General features: G+C 51.6%; 25 protein-coding genes. 15 read left to right on the top strand and 10 right to left on the bottom strand.

All coding sequences use genetic code 11. The features are described 5' to 3' along the window. Positions 1-276: 276 nt before the first annotated feature. Positions 277-480 carry a DUF465 domain-containing protein gene (locus J0M34_03610; GenBank protein ID MBN8543332.1) on the top strand — a complete coding sequence of 68 codons (204 nt, stop codon included), beginning with the start codon at positions 277-279 and terminating at the stop codon, positions 478-480. Between the two features lie 270 nt (positions 481-750). Here J0M34_03610 and J0M34_03605 read toward each other — a convergent pair whose 3' ends face one another. Next, the gene (locus J0M34_03605) at positions 751-1,026 is read right to left on the bottom strand and encodes a DUF2312 domain-containing protein (protein MBN8543331.1); all 276 of its coding nucleotides are present in this window, start codon (positions 1,024-1,026) and stop codon (positions 751-753) included. A 139-nt stretch (positions 1,027-1,165) separates the two neighbouring features. Between J0M34_03605 and J0M34_03600 the strand changes: the two genes are divergently transcribed. The 3 genes from J0M34_03600 (at position 1,166) to J0M34_03590 (ending at position 2,096) form a co-directional block, all read left to right on the top strand. Further along, complete coding sequence (locus J0M34_03600) at positions 1,166-1,369, top strand: 30S ribosomal protein S21 (protein ID MBN8543330.1); 204 nt, start codon at positions 1,166-1,168, stop codon at positions 1,367-1,369. 121 nt (positions 1,370-1,490) lie between these two features. Further along, positions 1,491-1,697: a peptidoglycan-binding protein gene (locus J0M34_03595; protein MBN8543329.1), complete on the top strand. Its 207-nt coding sequence runs from the start codon at positions 1,491-1,493 to the stop codon at positions 1,695-1,697. Positions 1,698-1,709: 12 nt separating this feature from the next. Further along, positions 1,710-2,096: a hypothetical protein gene (locus tag J0M34_03590; protein MBN8543328.1), complete on the top strand. Its 387-nt coding sequence runs from the start codon at positions 1,710-1,712 to the stop codon at positions 2,094-2,096. 1 nt (position 2,097) lies between these two features. Here the strand turns inward: J0M34_03590 and J0M34_03585 are convergent, their stop codons facing one another. From J0M34_03585 to J0M34_03575, 3 genes are read right to left on the bottom strand one after another with little or no spacing between them, the layout of a single operon-like run. Next, the gene (locus tag J0M34_03585; protein MBN8543327.1) at positions 2,098-3,498 is read right to left on the bottom strand and encodes an NAD(P)(+) transhydrogenase (Re/Si-specific) subunit beta; all 1,401 of its coding nucleotides are present in this window, start codon (positions 3,496-3,498) and stop codon (positions 2,098-2,100) included. Positions 3,499-3,500: 2 nt separating this feature from the next. Further along, positions 3,501-3,881 (bottom strand): NAD(P) transhydrogenase subunit alpha, encoded by a 381-nt coding sequence (locus J0M34_03580; protein ID MBN8543326.1) that lies wholly within the window; start codon positions 3,879-3,881, stop codon positions 3,501-3,503. A gap of 1 nt (position 3,882) precedes the next feature. Beyond that, positions 3,883-5,010: a Re/Si-specific NAD(P)(+) transhydrogenase subunit alpha gene (locus tag J0M34_03575; protein MBN8543325.1), complete on the bottom strand. Its 1,128-nt coding sequence runs from the start codon at positions 5,008-5,010 to the stop codon at positions 3,883-3,885. A 123-nt stretch (positions 5,011-5,133) separates the two neighbouring features. Between J0M34_03575 and purE the strand changes: the two genes are divergently transcribed. From purE to J0M34_03560, 3 genes are read left to right on the top strand one after another with little or no spacing between them, the layout of a single operon-like run. Beyond that, positions 5,134-5,628, top strand: coding sequence for a 5-(carboxyamino)imidazole ribonucleotide mutase (gene purE / locus J0M34_03570; protein ID MBN8543324.1), 495 nt, complete (start codon positions 5,134-5,136; stop codon positions 5,626-5,628). Further along, positions 5,628-6,704, top strand: a complete 1,077-nt coding sequence (locus J0M34_03565) for a 5-(carboxyamino)imidazole ribonucleotide synthase (protein MBN8543323.1) — start codon at positions 5,628-5,630, stop codon at positions 6,702-6,704. Before purE ends, J0M34_03565 begins: the two co-directional genes overlap by 1 nt. Continuing rightward, the gene (locus J0M34_03560) at positions 6,697-6,873 is read left to right on the top strand and encodes a hypothetical protein (protein ID MBN8543322.1); all 177 of its coding nucleotides are present in this window, start codon (positions 6,697-6,699) and stop codon (positions 6,871-6,873) included. The genes J0M34_03565 and J0M34_03560 overlap by 8 nt, the downstream gene beginning before the upstream one ends. On the opposite strand, the gene J0M34_03555 is transcribed toward J0M34_03560, so the two are convergent. The 4 genes from J0M34_03555 to rpmI are packed head-to-tail and all read right to left on the bottom strand — an operon-like array spanning position 6,865 to position 10,936. Next, positions 6,865-9,222 carry a phenylalanine--tRNA ligase subunit beta gene (locus J0M34_03555; protein ID MBN8543321.1) on the bottom strand — a complete coding sequence of 786 codons (2,358 nt, stop codon included), beginning with the start codon at positions 9,220-9,222 and terminating at the stop codon, positions 6,865-6,867. The two genes, J0M34_03560 and J0M34_03555, sit on opposite strands and share 9 nt — an antisense overlap. Continuing rightward, on the bottom strand, positions 9,219-10,316 hold the full coding sequence (pheS, locus tag J0M34_03550) for a phenylalanine--tRNA ligase subunit alpha (protein ID MBN8543320.1): 1,098 nt from the start codon (positions 10,314-10,316) through the stop codon (positions 9,219-9,221). The genes J0M34_03555 and pheS overlap by 4 nt, the downstream gene beginning before the upstream one ends. A 51-nt stretch (positions 10,317-10,367) precedes the next feature. Further along, the gene (rplT, locus tag J0M34_03545) at positions 10,368-10,727 is read right to left on the bottom strand and encodes a 50S ribosomal protein L20 (protein ID MBN8543319.1); all 360 of its coding nucleotides are present in this window, start codon (positions 10,725-10,727) and stop codon (positions 10,368-10,370) included. 11 nt (positions 10,728-10,738) lie between these two features. After that, positions 10,739-10,936, bottom strand: a complete 198-nt coding sequence (rpmI, locus tag J0M34_03540; GenBank protein ID MBN8543318.1) for a 50S ribosomal protein L35 — start codon at positions 10,934-10,936, stop codon at positions 10,739-10,741. Positions 10,937-11,160: 224 nt separating this feature from the next. Here rpmI and J0M34_03535 point away from each other — a divergent pair, with 224 nt between their 5' ends. From J0M34_03535 to argF, 6 genes are all read left to right on the top strand, one after another. After that, entirely contained in the window at positions 11,161-11,514 is a 354-nt protein-coding gene (locus tag J0M34_03535; GenBank protein ID MBN8543317.1) for a hypothetical protein, read from the top strand. Between the two features lie 228 nt (positions 11,515-11,742). After that, complete coding sequence (locus J0M34_03530; GenBank protein ID MBN8543316.1) at positions 11,743-12,492, top strand: Bax inhibitor-1/YccA family protein; 750 nt, start codon at positions 11,743-11,745, stop codon at positions 12,490-12,492. 155 nt (positions 12,493-12,647) lie between these two features. Then, on the top strand, positions 12,648-13,172 hold the full coding sequence (locus J0M34_03525; protein MBN8543315.1) for a hypothetical protein: 525 nt from the start codon (positions 12,648-12,650) through the stop codon (positions 13,170-13,172). Positions 13,173-13,410: 238 nt separating this feature from the next. Continuing rightward, positions 13,411-14,181 (top strand): ABC transporter permease, encoded by a 771-nt coding sequence (locus tag J0M34_03520; protein MBN8543314.1) that lies wholly within the window; start codon positions 13,411-13,413, stop codon positions 14,179-14,181. Between the two features lie 27 nt (positions 14,182-14,208). After that, complete coding sequence (locus tag J0M34_03515; GenBank protein ID MBN8543313.1) at positions 14,209-15,375, top strand: aspartate aminotransferase family protein; 1,167 nt, start codon at positions 14,209-14,211, stop codon at positions 15,373-15,375. Positions 15,376-15,378: 3 nt separating this feature from the next. Then, the gene (argF, locus tag J0M34_03510) at positions 15,379-16,281 is read left to right on the top strand and encodes an ornithine carbamoyltransferase (protein ID MBN8543312.1); all 903 of its coding nucleotides are present in this window, start codon (positions 15,379-15,381) and stop codon (positions 16,279-16,281) included. Here argF and dxs read toward each other — a convergent pair. Beyond that, the gene (gene dxs / locus J0M34_03505) at positions 16,278-18,203 is read right to left on the bottom strand and encodes a 1-deoxy-D-xylulose-5-phosphate synthase (GenBank protein MBN8543311.1); all 1,926 of its coding nucleotides are present in this window, start codon (positions 18,201-18,203) and stop codon (positions 16,278-16,280) included. The two genes, argF and dxs, sit on opposite strands and share 4 nt — an antisense overlap. A gap of 42 nt (positions 18,204-18,245) precedes the next feature. Between dxs and J0M34_03500 the strand changes: the two genes are divergently transcribed. Further along, complete coding sequence (locus tag J0M34_03500; protein ID MBN8543310.1) at positions 18,246-18,743, top strand: L,D-transpeptidase family protein; 498 nt, start codon at positions 18,246-18,248, stop codon at positions 18,741-18,743. A gap of 23 nt (positions 18,744-18,766) precedes the next feature. Then, a complete protein-coding gene (nadA, locus tag J0M34_03495; GenBank protein ID MBN8543309.1) occupies positions 18,767-19,699 on the top strand; it encodes a quinolinate synthase NadA in 933 nt (310 codons plus the stop codon). 2 nt (positions 19,700-19,701) lie between these two features. Here nadA and J0M34_03490 read toward each other — a convergent pair whose 3' ends face one another. Next, positions 19,702-20,160: a hypothetical protein gene (locus J0M34_03490; protein ID MBN8543308.1), complete on the bottom strand. Its 459-nt coding sequence runs from the start codon at positions 20,158-20,160 to the stop codon at positions 19,702-19,704. Positions 20,161-20,174 lie beyond the last annotated feature (14 nt).

The raw sequence follows: 20,174 nt of genomic DNA, 5'->3' as shown, positions 1-20,174 counted from the left end.
GTCAGCATGACGATGTGCGTAGCATCAACAAATACTATCCACATTTATTTTAAATGCTCATAAAGAAACCTATTGGCAACAGGTTGAAGTTTCGTGCAAAACAAAATGTCAATTGCCTGCGCAAAAATATAGTTATTTTCTTGACTCTAGTTTTGCTTGCCATATGAAGGCCAGTTTGCTTTTATACCACCTGTAGCCACGGTGCTGCAAACTACGTCCAAGATCGGCGCTGAGCCGGCTCTCTCAAACCAGAGATCACAACGAAGGATGTTCGGTATGTCACTATTCACTCACTTAACTACGCTTGAAGATAAGCACACCAAGATTGAAGGTATGTTGGCCAACGAGACGTTGCGTCCCATGCCTGACTTCTCGGTGATACAAACCCTCAAGAAGCAGAAGCTGCTTCTGAAAGAGGAGATGGAGCGGATTCGCCGTGTTCAGGAAGCCCCACGTCAGCAACAAGGCGACGTGGCCTGAGCAGCGAATGGGTGCGCGCTGCGGTGCGTGCCCAACCAATACCGACGTGAGGTAAGACTCGCTCGGTTTTAGCGGGGGGCGTTCGGAGGCTCCCCATATGAAGAGGCCCTGTTAACCACATATGCTGGTTCGGGGCCTCTGTCATTTTGGAGCAATGGAATCCCGTGATTCGAGCGCCAGTAGGCGCGAGTCAGCCATGAGCCCGCGAAGCGGCGCGCAGTGCCGAGCAGTAGGCGAGGTCACGGAGCATCAAAAAGCTTAGGCGTAGCCTTAGGCCGCTTCTTCGTATTCCGCGTCCATACCCAATGCGCGCTTGTAGAGATCAAGCATATATTCGGCTTCCGCACGGTCATTCGACTTCATCTTACGCAGCTTGAGAATCTGGCGCATGGTTTTGGTATCAAAGCCGTTCGACTTTGCCTCGGCCATCACATCACGTATATCGCTGGCGAGGCCTGTTTTTTCCTCTTCTAAACGCTCAACGCGTTCAATGTAGCTTTTCAGTTTCGTGGACTCAATGCCGCCAGTAGTGGGGGACTTCGCCATAGCTTGCCTCTTAGGTTTGTTGTTTTTGGAGGCAAAACATAAGATTTTCAGGGGGTAGGGGGCAAGTTTAGGCTTGCCTTTATCCACAGTTGTGCATAAAACGGCGCTCCAAATCAAGCGAGGAAGGGGGTAAATCCCAATGGTAGAAGTTACAGTACGTGACAATAATATTGACCAGGCTCTGCGTGTTCTGAAGAAGAAAATGCAGCGCGAGGGCATCTATCGTGAGATGAAAATGCGCAAGCATTACGAAAAACCTTCCGAGAAACGCGTTCGTGAGATGGGTGAGGCAGTGCGCCGCGCTCGTAAACTCGCCCGTAAGAAATCCGAGTTGTTCGACTAGACCTTGGATTCAGCAGGTTACATACCGAAAAAGGCGCCTTAGCGGGCGCCTTTTTTTGTAAATTGGTAAGGGTTCATTAACTATTAATGGCTATTCTTCTAAAGTACACAAGGAGAATACAATGGTTGTTGACGCATATTGGCATGATAAGCCCATACCCACTCCAGACGCTTCGTATATTACGAGCATACAAAACGCCCTCAAAACATTAGGCTTTTTGCCAGATAATTTTACCGCGACTGGTGAGATGGACGATGCAACGCGTGCAGCCATTCAACAATTGCAAGGCGGGGAAAGCGGTTTAGGCAGCAATGGCGACCTAACCTAAGGGGTTGCGGAGTTGCTCAATGCCCGTATGGAAGAATATAACCAACAAGTGACGAATTCGTATCAGCAGATCAATCAATATAAAGCATCACTGGCGAATGACGCGCAGTTAGAGAGCGCTGTATTAGGTAATTTAGATGATGACCGTGTCGAAGCATTGCTAGCTAGCCAACAGATTAACGGTTTGGATTTATCGGATGGTGTAGATACAAGCGATTTGGTCGCTATACAGGCATTCCTCGGCAATCCTGATAATGCCGCCAAAATACAGGCCGTGCGCAATGGCATGGACTCTATTATTGAGCCAGAAAACAACAACTTCATTGATGCACCTGTAGTGGCTCCCAGCACGCCAACCACTGCCGAGATACGAGACAGGGCAAACGCGATTGATCTTTAGCCTATAAGTCCTTCAGCGCTTTGACGAGATGCTCCGTTGCAGCCTTTGCATCGCCGAACAGCATCATGGTGTTATCCTTGTAGAACAGCTCGTTTTGAATGCCTGCATAACCCGCAGCCATCGAGCGTTTATTGAAAATCACATTACGCGCATCGGCCACATTTAAAATTGGCATGCCATAAATCGGGCTTTTTGGATCAGACTTAGCGGCGGGGTTGGTCACGTCATTCGCGCCGATGACATAGACGACATCAGTGGTGCTGAAGTCGTTGTTGATTTCCTCAAGCTCTACTACGTTATCATACGGCACGTTCGCTTCCGCGAGCAGCACGTTCATGTGCCCTGGCATACGCCCTGCTACGGGGTGAATCGCGTAGCGCACCTTCACACCCTTATGCTCCAGTGTTTCGGCAAGCTCACGCACAGCGTGCTGTGCTTGCGCAACCGCCATGCCGTAACCTGGAACAATGATAACACTGTCAGCGTTTGAGAGCAGGAACGCGGCATCCTCAGGACTTCCAGTTTTCACTGGGCGTTCGTCCTTGCTGGAAGGCGCGTCGCCGCCTGTCGTCGCTGCTGAACCAAAGCCACCAAAGATAACGTTGAAGATGGAGCGGTTCATCGCCTTACACATGATGTAGGAGAGAATCGCGCCGCTCGCACCGATGAGCGCGCCCGCAATGATGAGCAGAGGGTTGCCCAGCGTGAAACCAATGCCTGCCGCCGCCCAGCCCGAGTATGAGTTGAGCATCGAAACGACCACGGGCATGTCCGCCCCACCAATGGGGATGATGAGCAATACGCCCAGCGCAAATGCCAGCAGTGTTATCAGAATGAAGAGCTGCTTAGACTCAGTGCCGCAGAAAATAATGAGCAGCACAAGCGAAGCCGCGCCAAGCACAGCGTTGATATGGTGCTGCATCGGGAAGCGAATGGGCGAGCCAGACATGAGGCCTTGCAGCTTGGCAAAGGCAATCACCGAGCCTGAAAACGTAATCGCGCCGATGATCGAGCCGAGCGACATTTCAATCAAACTGCCGAAATGGATGCTGCCTGTCGTGCCAATGCCGTACGCCTCTGGCGACCAAAGCGCCGCCGTCGCAATCAATACCGCCGCCAAACCAACGAGCGAGTGGAAGGCTGCAACGAGTTGTGGCATGGCCGTCATCGCGATGCGCTTGGCGATAACCACACCAATCGTGCCGCCAATGGCGATACCAAGTATGGTCAGCATGTATGAGGTGACGGCAGGTAAGGTGAGGGTGGTGATGACTGCAATAACCATCCCCGCGATGCCGTAGAGGTTGCCTTGGCGCGCGCTAGCAGGTGACGACAAGCCGCGCAGTGCCATGATGAAGCACACGGCGGCAACTAAATAAGCGAGTGTAGCAAGCGATGACATGGCTATTTCTTCTCTTTCTTCTTGAACATCTCAAGCATGCGCTGAGTTACGACGAATCCACCAAAGATATTGATGGAAGCAAGCACGACAGCGATAAAACCAAGCACGTGTGAAGTGCCGAATCCATCGGGTCCTAATGCGACAATCGCACCGACAATAATAATACCAGAAATCGCGTTCGTCACACTCATGAGTGGTGTGTGCAGTGCAGGCGTTACGCGCCACACCACGTAATACCCCACGAAACACGCCAGCACGAATACGCTAAGTCCGAAAATGAATGGGTCTACGCCTGCACCATGTGCGGCTGCCTGCACTTGTAGCGTCGCAAGCTCGCTGGCGAGCTCCTGTGCCTTCTCCGTAGCGGTGGTTAAATCGCTCATATTAAGCTCCCTTCACCATCGGATGCACAAGTTGCCCATCCTTCGCAATTAAGGTTCCTTTGATTAATTCATCATCCCAATTCACGCTGAATTGTTTTTCCTTGTTCACCATGAGTGTTGAGATGAAATTAAACAGGTTACGCGCAAAAAGTGGCGTTGCGTCGCTCGCCGCGCGGCTTGGCAAATTCGTATGACCAATCAAGGTCACGCCATGTGCTACGGTCACTTCATCGCGCTTGGTGAGCTTGCAGTTGCCGCCCGAAGCAGCCGCCAAGTCCACAATCACACTACCATGCTTCATGTCCTTCACCATCGCTTCGGTAATCAGTTCTGGCGCAGGCTTGCCTGGAATGAGTGCGGTGGAAATAACAATATCATGCGTTTTGAGTGTGTCGTGAATCAGCTGCGCTTGTTTCTTTTTATATTCATCGCTCATTTCTTTCGCATAGCCGCCCGCAGTCTCGCCACCTTCTTCGGCGGGGACTTCGACAAATTTCGCGCCGAGTGATTGCACTTGCTCTTTCACCGCAGGCCGCACGTCAAACGCGCTGACGACTGCACCAAGGCGCTTCGCCGTCGCAATCGCTTGCAAGCCCGCAACGCCCGCACCCAAGACCAACACTTTCGCGGGTGGCACGGTTCCTGCCGCCGTCATCATCATCGGCACGACTTTGCTGGTGGTAGTGACGGCTTCAATCACCGCACGGTAGCCTGCAAGGTTCGATTGCGAGGAAAGAATATCCATCGACTGCGCACGCGAAATACGTGGTAGCAACTCCATCGCATACGCGTGAATGTTCTGCTTTAGAATCGGCGCGAAGTCCGTTCCTTTATCCAGTGGCGCCAACATCCCAATCAAATGTGCACCAGTGGGGATAGCAGCAATCTGCTCCGCGCTTGGCATGTTGATGCTCAGCACAATATCCGCGCCTGCATAGGCTTCTTTTGCCGAAGCAACGATGGTTGCGCCGGCGGATTTGAATTGCTCATCCGAAATGGAGGATCCTAATCCCGCGCCTGTTTCAATGGCCACCTGCGCGCCAAGTGCAACGAGCTTTTTGACTTCCGCAGGTGCAAGGGCACAGCGCGATTCAAGTGGGTGGGTTTCTTTTGCTATAGCGATTTTCATGCGATACCTATCTGTTGCCGCTATGGTGCGTAGTTTACGAGCCAAGACAAGCATTATTTTAGGGTGGTTGACCCACGGGGCTTAGCGGGGTATGGTGCGCAGCCTATGGCAAAAAAGCTTAAAATGAAAAACACGAAATCTGCGCCAAGCGTAGGAATCATCATGGGTTCCCAGTCCGACTGGGCGACGATGAAGCACGCAGCCGATATCCTAAAAGAGCTCGGTGTTTCCAATGAACAAAAAATTGTTTCCGCACATCGTACGCCAAAGCGCCTTTATGATTACGCAACGGGCGCGAAAGAGCGTGGCCTAAAAATCATCATCGCGGGGGCAGGGGGTGCGGCACATCTTCCTGGCATGACCGCCGCAATGACGGCACTGCCTGTATTAGGTGTTCCCGTACTCAGCAAATCGCTGGATGGTATGGACGCGCTATTATCCATCGCTCAAATGCCTAAAGGCATTCCCGTTGGCACACTCGCAATTGGTGAGCATGGTGCAGCCAATGCGGCACTGCTTGCAGCATCCATTCTCGCATTGGAAGATAAAGAACTTGCTAAACGTCTCGCCAAATGGCGCGAGAAGCAAACCAAATCCGTGGCGTTGGAGCCTAAGTAATGAACGAGATTGTGCCACCCGGATCAACTATCGGAATCGTTGGTGGTGGACAGTTGGGGCGCATGTTGGCGCGCGCTGCCAGCCGCATGGGCTATAAAACCCATATTTTTACCCCTGAAAAAGATTCGCCTGCATCGCATGTCGCATTTGCAACGACGATTGGTGCCTATCAAGACGCGAATGCGCTGCGCGCCTTTGGCGAAGCGGTAGATGTAGTGACCTTCGAATTCGAGAACGTGCCGAGCGAAACGCTCATCATGCTCGAAAAAATTGTAGCCGTGCGCCCGAACCCGAATGTGCTCTTCACCACGCGTCACCGCCTGCGTGAGAAAGAATTTATCCGTGCGCAAGGCATTCAGACTGCGCCATTTGCGCCCGTGCGTAATGAAAAAGAGTTAGCAGAAGCCATCAAGACCATCGGCACGCCGAGCGTGCTCAAAACCTGTGAGCTTGGCTATGACGGTAAAGGCCAAGCCGTCATTAAAGATGCCTCACAAGCCAAAGCTGCCTGGGAAAGTCTCGGCAAGAGCGAATGCGTGCTTGAGGGCTTCATCAACTTTTCGGCGGAGGCTTCCATCATCGTGGCGCGCTCAACGAGTGGCGAGGCGCGTTGCTATCCACTGGTCGAGAATATCCACCGCGACCATATTTTGCATAAGACCATCGCACCTGCATCGTTCATCGACGATCACCAAGAACAGGCCGTGAAGATTGCAAAAACCCTCGCCGAGAAACTCGACTTGTTCGGATTGCTCGCCGTGGAGTTATTCGTAACCAAAGACGGATTGTTGGTAAATGAATTGGCGCCACGCCCGCACAACTCAGGCCATTGGACAATTGAAGGCGCGCCAACCTCGCAGTTCGAGCAGCATATCCGCGCGATTTGCGGTTGGGCATTGGGTGACACGACAGCCCGCAGTAAGTGCGAAATGATAAACCTGCTAGGCGACGAATGGCAGCAATGGCAGGAATACGCCAAGCAGCCTGAAGCTCACGTGCATCTCTACGGTAAAACCGAATCTCGTGCTGGCCGCAAAATGGGTCACGTGACGATTGTAAAACGCGCCAATGACTAAGAAGCCGTGGGAACAAAAGCCCGAGAAGAAGGGCAAGTCCACCAAACTCACGCCTGAACAAATTGCAGCAGCGCGCCAACGCGCCGAAGAGAATGGCAGGCGCTACCCGAATTTGATTGATAATATGTGGGCCGCCAAACTGGCGAAGGTAACGAAGGACTTACCGTAACGTCGCGCCAATGCCCATCGCAGCGGTGATGATAGCTTGCGAGGTTTTCTCGATTTCTGCATCGGTCAGTGTGCGGTCGTCCGCCTGAAGTGTTACCGAAACCGCAATCGACTTTTTACCTTCGGGCAATTTATTGCCTTCATACACATCGAAAATCGCAGTGTCGCGAATTAGGGCTTTGTCTGCACCATTAATTGCTTTCAATATATCTGCTGCGGCCACGCCGCCATCCACCATGAAGGCGAAATCACGCGTCACGGGTTGGAAGTCTGAAACGGTGAGGGCTTTGCGCTTCGCGGCTTTTGGCAACGGAATCGCATCCACATGCAGTTCAAACGCCATGACTTTCACGTCACAATCGAGTGCCTTGAGTGTTGCTGGGTGCAACTCACCAAACGTGGCGAGTATGTTTTTACCCATCGCAATCGCGCCCGCACGACCAGGGTGATACCATGCGGGTACATCACGCGTAACGGTAAGTTTCGAAGCATCATAACCCGCCGCTTCGAGCAGTGCGAATACATCGCCCTTTACATCCAACACATCAGCGTTGGGAGAACCGAGATGCGAGAATCCATGCTTCAAGCCTGCACGCACGCCAGCGACGACATTTTTCTGACCAGTCGGCGTAATATTCTGGAAGGTCGCGCCTGCTTCAAAAATCGCAATACTATTTTGGCCGCGCGCGGCGTTGCGCTTCACCGCATCAATCAAATGCGGCAGCAAATTCGGGCGCATGATGGAAAGGTCGGCGCTAATCGGGTTCAACAAGCGCAGTTCTTCTGCTTGGCCACCAAATGCTTTCGCCTGCGCATCAGAAATGAAACCCCAGCTATGGGTTTCGTGAAGGCCACGCGAAGCTGCTGCACGACGCAGCGTCGAAAGACGTTGCTGTGCTTGGTTCACTGCAGGTTTGGAAACGCTGGTAGATTTAGGCAGCGAAACAGCAGGAATATTGTCGTATCCATGAATGCGCAGCACTTCCTCGGCGAGGTCGGCGAGCATCGTCACATCATGACGCCATGTAGGAACAGTGACGTTACCGCCATGAATTTCAAAACCGAGTGACGAAAGAATTTTCACCATCTCTGCTTCGGTAATGTTTGTACCGCCTAATGCGTTGATGGCTTTTGCATCGAACGGAATGGGCGCAACATGCGCAGGCAACGCGCCTACGAAGTTACTTTCTTCGGCTTTTCCACCAGCCAGTGCCAAAATCATGCTCGCAGCGCCGATATCACCTGGCTCAAGCCCTTTGCTTGGCACGCCGCGTTCGAAACGTGAACGCGCATCCGAATCAATTTGCAGTGCGCGGCCAGATTTCGCAATGCGCAGTGGATTGAATAATGCAATCTCGAGCAACACATCGGTCGTGTTCTCATCAACGGCGGTGGACTTGCCGCCCATAATGCCACCCAAACCAATCACGCCCGAATCATCAGCGATGACGCAACACTGCGTGTTGAGGCGGTATGTTTTATCATTTAGTGCCTCAAACGTTTCGCCTTCTACAGCACGCCTCACCCGCAGGGTGCCTTTGAGTTTTTTAAGGTCATAAACATGCGCAGGGCGGCCATAAACGAGTGTCAGGTAATTGGTGATGTCCACCAACACCGAAATCGGGCGCATGCCAGCGGCAGTGAGTGTGTGTTGCAACCACGCGGGTGATTGGCCGTTTTTTACACCACGAATAATGCGGCCGCGGAACGCAGGGCAGCCCTCTGTATCTTCAATCGTAATCGGATAAGTCTCGCCGCCCGCGCTGAATGCTTCAGGCTGTTGGGTTACGAATTTGCCAATGCCTGTCGCCGCGATATCGCGTGCAATACCCATCACACCCATGCAATCGCCACGGTTGGCGGTGATGTTGAGGTCAATGATAGGGTCGTTCAAACCAAGTACATCTACGATGGACGCGCCGATTGGTGCATCCAGCGGCAGCTCAATAATACCCGCACTATCGCCACCCAAGCCCAACTCATCGGCTGAACACAACATACCCTGAGATTCGACATCGCGCACTTTGGCTTTTTTGATTTCAAAATTGCCGTTCGGAATCGTCACGCCCACATTCGCCAGTGCAACTTTAATACCCGCACGCGCATTCGGCGCACCGCAAACAATTTGCAGCTCGCTTGTCGCGGTCTTCACTTTGCATACTTGTAATTTGTCTGCATTGGGATGTTTCTCCGCAGAAATAATCTCTGCAACAACAAATGGGGTCAAGGCTTCAGCCTTGTCCTCGATGCCTTCAAGCTCCAGACCAATCATGGTCGCGGTTTTGCAAATTTGCTCGAGCGATGCGTCAGTCTCAAGGAAGCGTTTCAATGTGGAATAGGCGAACTTCATGCGACAACTCCCTTCACGAGTGAAGGAATATCCAGCGGCTTGAAGCCGTAATGTTTCAGCCAGCGCATGTCGCCCGCGAAGAAGGTGCGCAGATCAGGAATATTATATTTCAGCATCGCAAGGCGCTCGATACCGAAGCCGAAGGCGAAGCCTTGCCACTCAGCAGGGTCAAGGCCGCAGTTTTTCAGCACGTTCGGGTGCACCATGCCGCAGCCAAGAATTTCCAGCCAATCATTGCCTTCGCCAATCACCAGCGCGTCCTTACCGCGCTTGCAGCCAATATCAACTTCAGCCGAAGGTTCCGTGAACGGGAAGAAGCTCGGGCGGAATTGCATCGGCACTTTCTCAAGACCAAAGAATGCTGCCAACACATCATGCAGCAGCCCTTTCAGGTGCCCCATGTGAATGCCTTTGTCGATCACGAGGCCTTCGATTTGGTGGAACATCGGCGTATGGGTCATGTCCGAATCTGAGCGATAGGTGCTGCCTGGTGCGATGATACGAATTGGTGGTTTCTCATTCACCATGGTGCGGATTTGCACGGGCGATGTATGGGTACGCAGCACGGGGTGCTCGCCGCCATTACCTTGCAGATAGAACGTGTCATGCATCTGGCGGGCAGGGTGCGACTCAGGAATATTCAGCGCTGTGAAGTTATGGAAATCGTCTTCCACCTCGGGGCCTTCGGCTACGCTGAAACCAAAATCTGCAAATATCGCAGTCAGCTCTTCAATCACTTGGGTGATGGGATGAATGGTGCCTGTCGTTGCAGGTAGTGGCGGCAATGAAACGTCCATCGTTTCGCTGGCGAGTTTTGCATTAAGCTCGGCAATCGCAAGCTCGGCCTCTTTCGCTTCAATCGCTTCCGTCACGATGCGTGTGGCAGCAGTGCGATCCGCACCGATTTCTTTTTTGCCCTCAGGCGACGCATCTTTAATCGAGCGAAAATATTCGTGGCCGCTCAGTGAGCCGCTCTTACCTAAGTAAGCAACTTTCACATCTTGCAACGCCTTGGATGAAGCAGCCGTTTTCGCAGCAGCAACAGCTTGCTCAACAAGAGTACGAATATCCGAATTTTTGATGTCAGAGGTCATGCGGGAATGAGTAGAAGAAAAAAGGGGCGCTGGAAAGCGCCCCTTTTACATTTAGGCTTTGAGCGCCGCACTTGCCTGTTCAGCGAGTGCTTTAAACATCGCGGCGTCTTTTACCGCGATATCGGCGAGAACCTTACGGTCGAGCAATACACCAGCTTTGTTCAAGCCGTTGATGAATTGCGAGTACACCAAACCGTGCTCACGTGCTGCAGCGTTGATACGCTGAATCCACAGAGCGCGGAAGTTGCGCTTGCGTGCGCGACGGTCGCGGTACTGGTACTGCAGACCTTTTTCCACTTTGCTTGCCGCTGCGCGGAAGCAATTTTTTGAACGGCCACGATAGCCCTTCGCCATTTTGAGAACTTTTTTGTGACGCGCTCTTGCGGTCACACCACGTTTAACATGTGCCATGATGCTGCTCCTTAACCGTAGGGGAGGAATTTTTTAACGATACGTGCATCCGACTCGTTCAGAATCGTGGTGCCACGTTGATCGCGAATGAATCGCTTCGAACGACGACGCATCATGTGACGTTTACCAGCTTGGTTAGCTTTAACCTTGCCAGTTGCGGTGAACGAGAAACGTTTCTTCGCTCCGCTTTTGGACTTTAGTTTCGGCATTTGACTCTCCTTAGTTATGGGCTCCAATGCCCGTTTACTGGCTCCCAAGGCATGCCATTAGCCTGGAACCAACCCCGTGAGGGGAAGGGGTGTATAAACAGGTTTGAGGAGTGGCGCAAGCCCATTTTCGCTTAATAAGGTGGTTTAGAGGCGGGATTCTTCACAAAACCTTAATATAAGCACTTAAACGGGTGGGTTATAGTATATCCAAATGGAGGCTTCTAATGGCGCAGGATAAAAAGCAAATGGACACTGAAAAATACCACGGTACAGGCAATATTGCTAGTGCCTTTGGGGCGAGCACTGTATGGGGTCTAGTGGCAGCTATTCCGTCTGCTATCATTGGCTCTTTTGGCGGCTTTAAGATGCACAATGCTGTGAAAAGAGCAGGTAATGATATTGATAATGCTATTGATACTGCGGGTGGTTTTACTAAGCTCAAAGGTTTTAAAACACTTGCAATTGCTGCCGTTATTCCTGCTGTTGCTAGTGTAGTAGGCCTTGTGCGTGGCTGGAATACTCCAGACTATGGCGATAGAAAAGCAAGCTCTAGGTACAGAAATAGGTGGGCATCCTAAACGCTTTACCGACGGTCTGAGATCGCATGCCGAGCATGGCAGCCACCTAGAAGCCGCAAAGTCTAGCAAAGAAGCGGCTGCAAGCGCCGAGCACGGCGTTTAATCACCCCTACTTCTGATAATAATCCACAAAAATCGGACATACCCATGTCCAGTTACCCTTGCACACCCCCTCCTATATCCCATATAATAGGTCAAGTATTAGCCTAGCTGATACGTCAACAATGTATGGAGACCCACATGGAAGTTTGGAATCGTTCATCCGCACAGAGCCAGTCAATGGCGCGCGATGAGGGCCTACGTAGCTATATGCTACGTGTATATAACTATATGACTAGCGGCGTACTGCTAACGGGCGTTATCGCCTATTTCGCCAGCCAGTCCGAGACATTTTTGGGCATGATGATTTCCCAAGGCGCGGATGGCCGTTATGGCATGTCTGGCCTAGGTTGGATTGTAGCTCTCGCACCAGTGGGAATGGCGTTTTTCCTTGCCTTCCGTGCCCATAAGATGACCGCATCGCAGGTGCAAACGACCTTCTGGGCCTATGCAACGCTGATGGGCTTGTCACTCTTCTCGATCTTCCTTGTGTACACGGGCGCAAGCATCCTGAAGGTGTTTTTCATCACGGCGGGTACATTTGGCCTGCTCAGCATGTATGGCTACACCACCAAGAAAGACCTCACGAGCTGGGGTACGTTCTTGAGCGTGGGCGTATTGGCCGTATTTGTGGTATCGCTGGCTAACGTATTTTTCTTTAAAGCCAGTGGCTTAGACCTTGCGCTTTCCTACGTAGGTGTGTTCTTGGCACTCGGTTTGACTGCTTATGACACGCAGAAAGTAAAAGAGATTTACTACATGACGGCAGGTAACGAAGAAGCGGTAAAGAAAGCGTCGGCACTGGGTGCATTGTCGCTCTACTTCGACTTCATCTACCTGTTCATCAACCTGCTACGTATTATGGGCGATCGCCGCTAATCGTGGGGTAGAAAAGGATGTGGAAAAGGGGCTTTTTAGCCCCTTTTCTTTTTGACGTTCTACGCAAAAACGCATAATATCATCACAACAATGCAAGAGACCGCAGGAAGCGGTACGGCAAGGGGACTAGATGGTGTAGGAAAGTATCCTCGCGCGTGGTGTCTGGAATCAATAACTCAATCAGCTCGCTTTTAGCGGCAGGTTATTCGCAGCTTGGTCAAGCAGCGTCTATTCAACAAATTCGTGCGGATGAAATCGCCAATAAAGCGCGACTTCAGGCGGCTGAGGCCGAGCGCATTCAGCAAACGGTCACGCCCGTATCGCGTGATGGCCGCTCGCCCTATCAAGGTGCATTTATCGGCCTTGAGCAACGCCAACAAACACTCAAAGACCTCGCCAAACCCAAGGCAGATATATTACCCAGCGATGAGTTGCAGCTTTTCGGTATCGGTGAAGACGCTGAAACGCCAACACCAGCAACTACGTCGCAAACCATTTTTGAGCAAGCAAGTGACGGCGTGTTTTATGCAGTGAATGACAATGCATCAGGCCGTAGCGGGCAGGCAGAAGCCGCCGCAAGGCGGAATCAGTCTACACGCCAACAGCAGGTGGCTGACCTTTATCAGCGTAACTTCAATGCGCAGTTTGAAGCGCCGCCAACCTACGCAATCGCAGCATAGCTATTCGCGAATTTCAATTTTCGCATCGCCAAGCTTAATGGTCGTGGTGTTCTTCTCTTGCTGGTAAATGTAGAAGCCAACACCCAATACGATAACGAGAGCAACGATGATGATATTCTTATTCATGGGAATCTCCTGTGATAGTTGCATCAAACACTCTTTCACCTATTTGTCAAAACAGACTGTTTATAATGAAGTCACTTGCGCACTATATTAAATACAGTATCTGGAAGGCATGATGAGCACCGTAAACTGGGTAGGGCTTGCAACCCTCTATAAGCGCGAGACATGGCGATTCCTGAAGGTATGGAATCAAACCATCACCGCGCCCGTGGTAACTACACTGCTGTTTCTTGCTATACTCACACTCGCTATGGGTGCGCATGAGCGCCTTATCCATGGTGTGCATTATGATATGTTTATTGCGCCAGGCCTCATCATGATGGCGGTAGTGCAAAACGCCTTTGCCAATACCTCTTCATCGCTCATGCTGATGAAATTCCAAGGCATCATTAATGACCTGCTGATGCCGCCACTCTCAGCAATTGAAATTACCGCAGGCATGGTTATGGGCGGTGTTTCGCGTGGTTTGATGGTCGCCGTAACAGTCAGCGTGGCTATGTGGTTTTTTGTGCCGTACAGCATTTCGCATTGGTGGGCGGTGGTTTTCTTTATCGTTGCCTCCTCACTCATGCTGGCGTTGCTTGGCCTGATTGCTGGTATCTTTGCCAATACCTTCGATCAGACATCTGCCATCACGAATTACATCATCACGCCGCTTTCCTTCCTTTCGGGCACATTCTATTCGATTCAGGATTTGCCGCCGTTTTTCCAAGCAATCAGCCACGCCAACCCATTCTTTTACATGATTGATGGCTTCCGTTACGCAGTGATTGGCTACAGCGACAGTTCACCGATTCTTGGCGTGAAAGTGCTAATTGCTACCAATCTCGTGCTTCTGTGCGTTGCTTATTCCATGATTAAGCGTGGCTATCGCTTGAAAAGCTAGCGCTTTTGGCGTATTCGCTCATCCCCTATGACCATTACACCCTACATGCCAGTTTATCGGCGTTCGAACGTGCGTATTACGCATGGTGAAGGCGCGTATCTGATCGGTGATGATGGGAAGCATTACCTCGACTTTGCGGCGGGCATCGCGGTGAATGCTTTTGGCCACTCGCACCCACGTTTGGTAGAGGTACTACAAAATCAGGCGGCACGCTTATGGCACTGCTCCAATCAATTCATGACGCCCGAGCTTGAAACCTTCTCAGCTAATTTGGTGAAAGCCACCTTTGCAGATTCCGTATTCTTTTGCTCCTCAGGCACCGAAGCGGTGGAGGCGGGCATCAAATTCATGCGCCGCTATCACTACGAAAACGGGCAAGGCTATCGTCACCGCATCATCACCTTCGAAGGTGGATTCCATGGCCGCACATACGGCGGTATCTCCGCAGGCGGTAACGACTATGCGCGTGTTGGTTTTGGACAATTGCTCGGCGGGTTTGACCGCGTGGCATTTAGCGACATTGCAGCAGTAAAAAATGCACTTGGTAAAAATACGGCGGGTATTTTGCTTGAGCCAATTCAAGGTGAGGGCGGCGTGCGCGTATTCGATATCGACTTCCTCAAAGCCGTTCGCGCGCTGTGCGATGCTGAGGGAATTCTGCTAATGTGCGACGAAGTGCAGTGTGGCTATGGTCGCCCTGGCACGTTATTCGCGTTTGAGCGCGCGGGTATTACACCGGATATCTGCACCTCGGCAAAGGGTATTGGTGCAGGCTTCCCTCTTGGTGCGGTGTTGATTAGCGAGAAGGTCGCAAAAGCCATTCCCGCAGGCAGCCATGGTGGAACCTATAATAACAACCCGCTAGCAATGGCCGTTGGTAACGAAGTGCTGGCGATGATGCAGGAGAAAAACTTCCTCCCTCATGTAAAAACTATCAGCGAAGAATTGATGAATGGTCTAAAAGGCCTTCAGCAGAAATATGCAGTGATTAAAGACGTACGCGGTGTTGGTTTAATGATTGGTCTCGAGCCAGTGGGCGATGCGCGCGCACTCGCCGCACAATTGTTGGAGCATGGATTAACCACCGCACCAACGGTGACGAATGTGATTCGCCTCGTACCACCATTGAATATTGAAATCGGCCATGTGCAGGAAGCACTCGGCATCATCGAAAAAGTTTTGAAGAAAGGCTAGCCCATGCGTCATTTTCTGGATTGGCGGTCACTCAGTGCCGCAGAACTCAATGCACTGCTTGCTGAAGCCAAGCGTCGTAAATCCGTGCGCGGCAATGAAGAGCGCAATCTGCGCGGCAAATCCCTCGCCATGATTTTTGAGAAAAACTCGACGCGCACGCGTGTTTCTTTCGAAACAGCCATGAACGAGCTAGGCGGGCACGCACTGATTTTGCAAAAGGATGATTTGCAGTTGGGCAGGGGCGAAACCGTTGCCGATACAGCGCGCGTTCTCTCACGCTATGTGCATGCGATTATGCTGCGTGCCCATGGCCACAACACCATCATGGAGTTGGCGCAATACGCAACCGTGCCCGTGATTAATGGCCTCACCAATCTGCTGCACCCCTGCCAATTACTGGCGGATGTGATGACGGTCGAAGAGCGCCTCGGCAGTATTTCAGGCAAAACGATTGCATGGGTGGGCGACGGCAACAATATGGCCAATAGCTGGATAACCGCCGCCGATAAATTGGGCTTCACGCTGAAACTTGCTTGCCCAAAAACCCTGCAGCCAAGCGCAGAGATTTTGGCAGATGCTAAAAAGAATGACGCGAAAATCATGTTGGTCAATAAGCCCGAAGAGGCCGTCGAAGGCGCAGACGTAGTCGTCACCGACACGTGGATCTCCATGGGCGACGATGACACGCTCACTCGCCGTCAAGCGTTCGAAGGCTACCAAATCAATGACGCAATGATGGCGCGTGCAAGAAAAGACGCAATCTTCCTGCATTGCTTGCCTGCGCACCGTGGTGAGGAAGTGACTGACAGCGTTCTCGATGGCCCGCAGAGTGCCGTGTGGGACGAAGCCGAAAACCGCCTGCACGTACAGAAGGCAGTATTGCTTTGGTGCTTCGAAGAGATTTAGGCTGCTATCTGAAGTGGCACGTTCTTCGCGCCGAGCAGCTCGGTAATCGTCGCAATCAATTGCGTGGCATTTAACCCAGCTTCATCATATTGCTTCACGGGTGCGTTCTGGCGTTGGAACATATCAGGCAGTGCCAAGCTGCGTAGCTTGCATTTACCACTATCCAGCCAGCCTTTGTTGGTTGCCGTGGTGAGCACATGCGAACCGAAACCACCTTGCGAACCTTCTTCAATCGTAATCACCCATTCGTGATTTTTAATGAGATTCTGAATCATCGCTTCGTCGAGCGGTTTAGCAAAACGCGCATCCGCAATCGTGATGTTGATGCCATGCTGCGCGAGATGGTCGGCAGCTTTTTTGCATTCACTTAGTCGTGCCCCAAAGTTGAGTAGGGCGACCTTCGCACCTTCGCGAATCATGCGTCCCTTGCCGATTTCAAGCGGTGTACCACGTGCGGGCAGGGTAACGCCTGTGCCTTCGCCACGCGGGTAACGCACGGCACTTGGGCCATTATTATACGCCGCGCAGGTGGCGACCATATGCATCAATTCCGCCTCATCACTCGCTGCCATCACCACAAAATTTGGCAGGGCAGTGAGATAGGCAACGTCGAACGAACCCGCATGGGTTTCACCGTCTGCACCCACAAGGCCAGCGCGGTCGATAGCGAAACGCACGGGCAGATTTTGTACGGCCACATCATGCACGACTTGGTCATAGGCGCGTTGCAGGAAGGTCGAATAAATCGTGGCGAATGGCTTGTACCCTTCGGCGGCTAAGCCTGCCGCAAAGGTCACGGCATGTTGTTCAGCGATGCCCACATCGAACGTACGTTCGGGGAATTTCTGGCTGAATGCATCAATGCCCGTTCCGGAAGGCATAGCGGCGGTGATGCCAATCACGGTGTCATCCGCCTCGGCCTCGGCAATCAGTGCTTTGGCATAAACGCTGGTATAGCTTGGCGCATTTGCCACGGCTTTCATTTGCGTTCCTGTGCGAACATCAAATTTCGTGACACCATGATATTTATCATCGGAATCTTCGGCTGGCGCGTATCCATAGCCCTTTTGTGTCACTACGTGAATCAACACTGGGCCTGATTTTTTCTCGTCGCGCACGTTTTTGAGCACAGGTAATAAATGGTCAAGATTATGGCCATCCACTGGCCCAACATAATAAAAGCCTAGTGCTTCAAACAACGTGCCGCCCGTTGCATAGGTACGGATGTGCGCCTCGGTCGATTTGGCGGCGCGCTGAAGTGGTTCAGGGAATTTGCTCGCCACCATTTTGCCGATATGGCGCAGCGAGCGGTACGATTTCGATGAGATCAGGCGCGACAGATAGGCACTAAGCGCACCAGTTGGTGGCGCAATCGACATGTCATTGTCGTTGAGAATCACGATCAAACGCGAACCCAATGCGCCCGCATTATTCATTGCTTCATAGGCCATGCCAGCGCTCATGGCGCCATCACCAATCACGCAGACGATTTCATGGTCTTGTTTTGCAAAGTCGCGCGCCACTGCCATGCCAAGCCCCGCAGAAATCGAGGTAGAGCTGTGGCCTGCGCCGAACACATCATATTCCGATTCATCGCGCTTACAAAAACCCGACAAACCACCGCCTTGGCGAATGGTGCGGATTTTATCACGACGCCCCGTGAGAATTTTATGCGGATAGGCTTGATGCCCTACATCCCAGATAATTTTGTCGTTTGGCGTATTGAATACGTGATGAAGCGCCACCGTCAATTCCACCACACCCAAGCCTGCACCTAAATGGCCGCCTGTTTGTGCCACGGCATCGACCATTTCGTCGCGCAGTTCTTTGGCAAGCTGCTTTAATTCGTCAAGCGAAAGCCCCCGCGTATCAGCAGGGTATTGCACGCGGTCGAGCAGGGGTGTAAGTGGTTTGGGGTTCATGATTCAGGGTAATACGGCAGAAATGCAGGGGTTTCAAGTATTATGCAGCTTTTATGCGATGGAAAAACACTAACGGCAGATGGGCGTAAAACCCGCGCTGCTGTTGGCCGTAGCGGGCTTACCAGCCATAAGCGGGAAGGGGATTTGGCTACCCCCATCGGGCGGTTTGCGCTGCGTGCCTGCTATTACCGACCCGACCGTATAAGCCCGCCACCCCTTACGCAGTTGCCGCTTATCGCGCTTTCGCCCAATGATGGCTGGTGCGATGATCCTAAGCACGAGCTTTACAATAAACCCGTAAAGCTGCCCTTTGATGCAAGCCATGAGAAACTCTGGCGCGACGACCATGCCTATGACCTCATCGTGCCCTTAGGCTATAATGACGACCCGATTATTGCAGGCAATGGCAGTGCGATTTTCTGGCATCTCGCGCAGCCCGACTGGCGCGGAACGGAAGGCTGCGTAGCCATCGAGCGTGACGCAATGTTGGAAATACTACGTTTCTGTGACCAAAACAGCGTGATGGTGATTGAACCTTAAATAAAAGACGTTATGTATCCCTCATGGACTATGAAGCAGAGATAAAGCGCCTCAAAACCGAAATGAATGCGGTGATTCTGGCGCATTACTATCAGGAAGATGATATTCAAGACATCGCCGATTTCATTGGCGATTCGCTTCAGCTTGCACAAGAAGCACAAAAAACCACGGCGGACGTGATTGTATTTTGTGGCGTAAAATTCATGGCAGAGGGCGCGAAAATCCTCAACCCCGACAAGCTGGTGTTGTTGCCAGATTTGAAAGCAGGCTGCTCGCTCGAGATTTCATGTCCACCAGACAGATTCGCAGCGTTCAAGGCCAAATACCCCGACCATATTGTTGTCACCTATATTAACTGCTCTGCTGAAATTAAAGCGCTGAGCGATATCATCGTGACATCCAGCAATGCTGAGAAAATCATCAATCAACTGCCGAAGGATCAGAAAATCATCTTCGCGCCAGATAAGTTCCTCGGCAGCTATCTCAATAAAAAAACAGGCCGCAACATGGTGCTGTGGGACGGAAGTTGCATGGTGCATGAGCGCTTTTCGGAGCGTGAGCTCATCAAGCTCAAGACTCATCACCCCAAAGCGCATGTGATTGCACACCCAGAGTGCCCTGAGGCATTGCTCAATCACGCCGATTTTATTGGCTCCACTTCGGCGCTACTCAAATTCACACAGGCGCGCATAGGCGAAGAATTTCTGGTGATGACCGAGGCGGGTATCATCCATCAAATGGAAAAGAACGCGCAGGGTAGTAAATTTTACCCCGTTCCCTCGGCGCTCGATGGTGGCGCGTGCGTGGCATGTAATACCTGTGAGTTTATGAAGATGAATACGATCGAAAAACTCTATGCCTGCATGCGCGATAAGTCGCCATCCCTCGAAATGACGGCGGCGCAAATTACGGCCGCGAAAAAGCCGTTATTAAGGATGTTGGAGATGAGTGTTTAAGCCTAACTATTGGGATACATAACCAATAATTTCTCTTTGGCTTGTTTAGCCAATTCTGGCGGGCATGCGCCCTTTTCCTTAGCCATCATATCTGATGTTGCTCCCTGCATGATTCCATGAAGTAAGCCAATATACGCCATTTGTTTGTCACTCCAAATCAGTTTAGCGCGCTCCTGTTTCATAAATTTCAGATAGCTAAGGTTTTGCCAATCTAATCCGCACCACTCCGCTATGCCTGTATTTGCACCAGCAATAGTTACTCTTTTAGCATCTTCAGGAGGAATCACGGGAGATTTCTTTTCTTCGTCAGTTTCTGGTGGGACAAACGAGCCATCTGATAATTTTGCATTAGGGAGAATATCCCTTGCTAACTGCATAATTTTTGTAAGCTGCACATCACTTCCTGCAAAAGATTGCGAACTAAAACTAATAAGGCACACAAGCACCAGAATTCTGAACATGCAATCGTACTCCT

It is taken from the genome of Alphaproteobacteria bacterium (genome assembly GCA_017302575.1).
Lineage (GTDB): Bacteria > Pseudomonadota > Alphaproteobacteria > Rickettsiales > UBA3002 > JAFLDD01.
Note: the sequence above shows the minus strand (reverse complement) of the source record. Positions and strands in the feature narration are given on the sequence as shown.

Bases quoted from the DNA above. Each gene is read 5' to 3' on its own strand.
- J0M34_03610 (MBN8543332.1), top strand. From the start codon at position 277: ATGTCACTATTCACTCACTTAACTACGCTTGAAGATAAGCACACCAAG.
- J0M34_03605 (MBN8543331.1), bottom strand. From the start codon at position 1,026: ATGGCGAAGTCCCCCACTACTGGCGGCATTGAGTCCACGAAACTGAAA.
- J0M34_03600 (MBN8543330.1), top strand. From the start codon at position 1,166: ATGGTAGAAGTTACAGTACGTGACAATAATATTGACCAGGCTCTGCGT.
- J0M34_03595 (MBN8543329.1), top strand. From the start codon at position 1,491: ATGGTTGTTGACGCATATTGGCATGATAAGCCCATACCCACTCCAGAC.
- J0M34_03585 (MBN8543327.1), bottom strand. From the start codon at position 3,498: ATGTCATCGCTTGCTACACTCGCTTATTTAGTTGCCGCCGTGTGCTTC.
- J0M34_03580 (MBN8543326.1), bottom strand. From the start codon at position 3,881: ATGAGCGATTTAACCACCGCTACGGAGAAGGCACAGGAGCTCGCCAGC.
- J0M34_03575 (MBN8543325.1), bottom strand. From the start codon at position 5,010: ATGAAAATCGCTATAGCAAAAGAAACCCACCCACTTGAATCGCGCTGT.
- purE (MBN8543324.1), top strand. From the start codon at position 5,134: ATGAAAAACACGAAATCTGCGCCAAGCGTAGGAATCATCATGGGTTCC.
- J0M34_03565 (MBN8543323.1), top strand. From the start codon at position 5,628: ATGAACGAGATTGTGCCACCCGGATCAACTATCGGAATCGTTGGTGGT.
- J0M34_03560 (MBN8543322.1), top strand. From the start codon at position 6,697: ATGACTAAGAAGCCGTGGGAACAAAAGCCCGAGAAGAAGGGCAAGTCC.
- J0M34_03555 (MBN8543321.1), bottom strand. From the start codon at position 9,222: ATGAAGTTCGCCTATTCCACATTGAAACGCTTCCTTGAGACTGACGCA.
- pheS (MBN8543320.1), bottom strand. From the start codon at position 10,316: ATGACCTCTGACATCAAAAATTCGGATATTCGTACTCTTGTTGAGCAA.
- rplT (MBN8543319.1), bottom strand. From the start codon at position 10,727: ATGGCACATGTTAAACGTGGTGTGACCGCAAGAGCGCGTCACAAAAAA.
- rpmI (MBN8543318.1), bottom strand. From the start codon at position 10,936: ATGCCGAAACTAAAGTCCAAAAGCGGAGCGAAGAAACGTTTCTCGTTC.
- J0M34_03535 (MBN8543317.1), top strand. From the start codon at position 11,161: ATGGCGCAGGATAAAAAGCAAATGGACACTGAAAAATACCACGGTACA.
- J0M34_03530 (MBN8543316.1), top strand. From the start codon at position 11,743: ATGGAGACCCACATGGAAGTTTGGAATCGTTCATCCGCACAGAGCCAG.
- J0M34_03520 (MBN8543314.1), top strand. From the start codon at position 13,411: ATGAGCACCGTAAACTGGGTAGGGCTTGCAACCCTCTATAAGCGCGAG.
- J0M34_03515 (MBN8543313.1), top strand. From the start codon at position 14,209: ATGACCATTACACCCTACATGCCAGTTTATCGGCGTTCGAACGTGCGT.
- argF (MBN8543312.1), top strand. From the start codon at position 15,379: ATGCGTCATTTTCTGGATTGGCGGTCACTCAGTGCCGCAGAACTCAAT.
- dxs (MBN8543311.1), bottom strand. From the start codon at position 18,203: ATGAACCCCAAACCACTTACACCCCTGCTCGACCGCGTGCAATACCCT.
- J0M34_03500 (MBN8543310.1), top strand. From the start codon at position 18,246: ATGCAGCTTTTATGCGATGGAAAAACACTAACGGCAGATGGGCGTAAA.
- nadA (MBN8543309.1), top strand. From the start codon at position 18,767: ATGGACTATGAAGCAGAGATAAAGCGCCTCAAAACCGAAATGAATGCG.
- J0M34_03490 (MBN8543308.1), bottom strand. From the start codon at position 20,160: ATGTTCAGAATTCTGGTGCTTGTGTGCCTTATTAGTTTTAGTTCGCAA.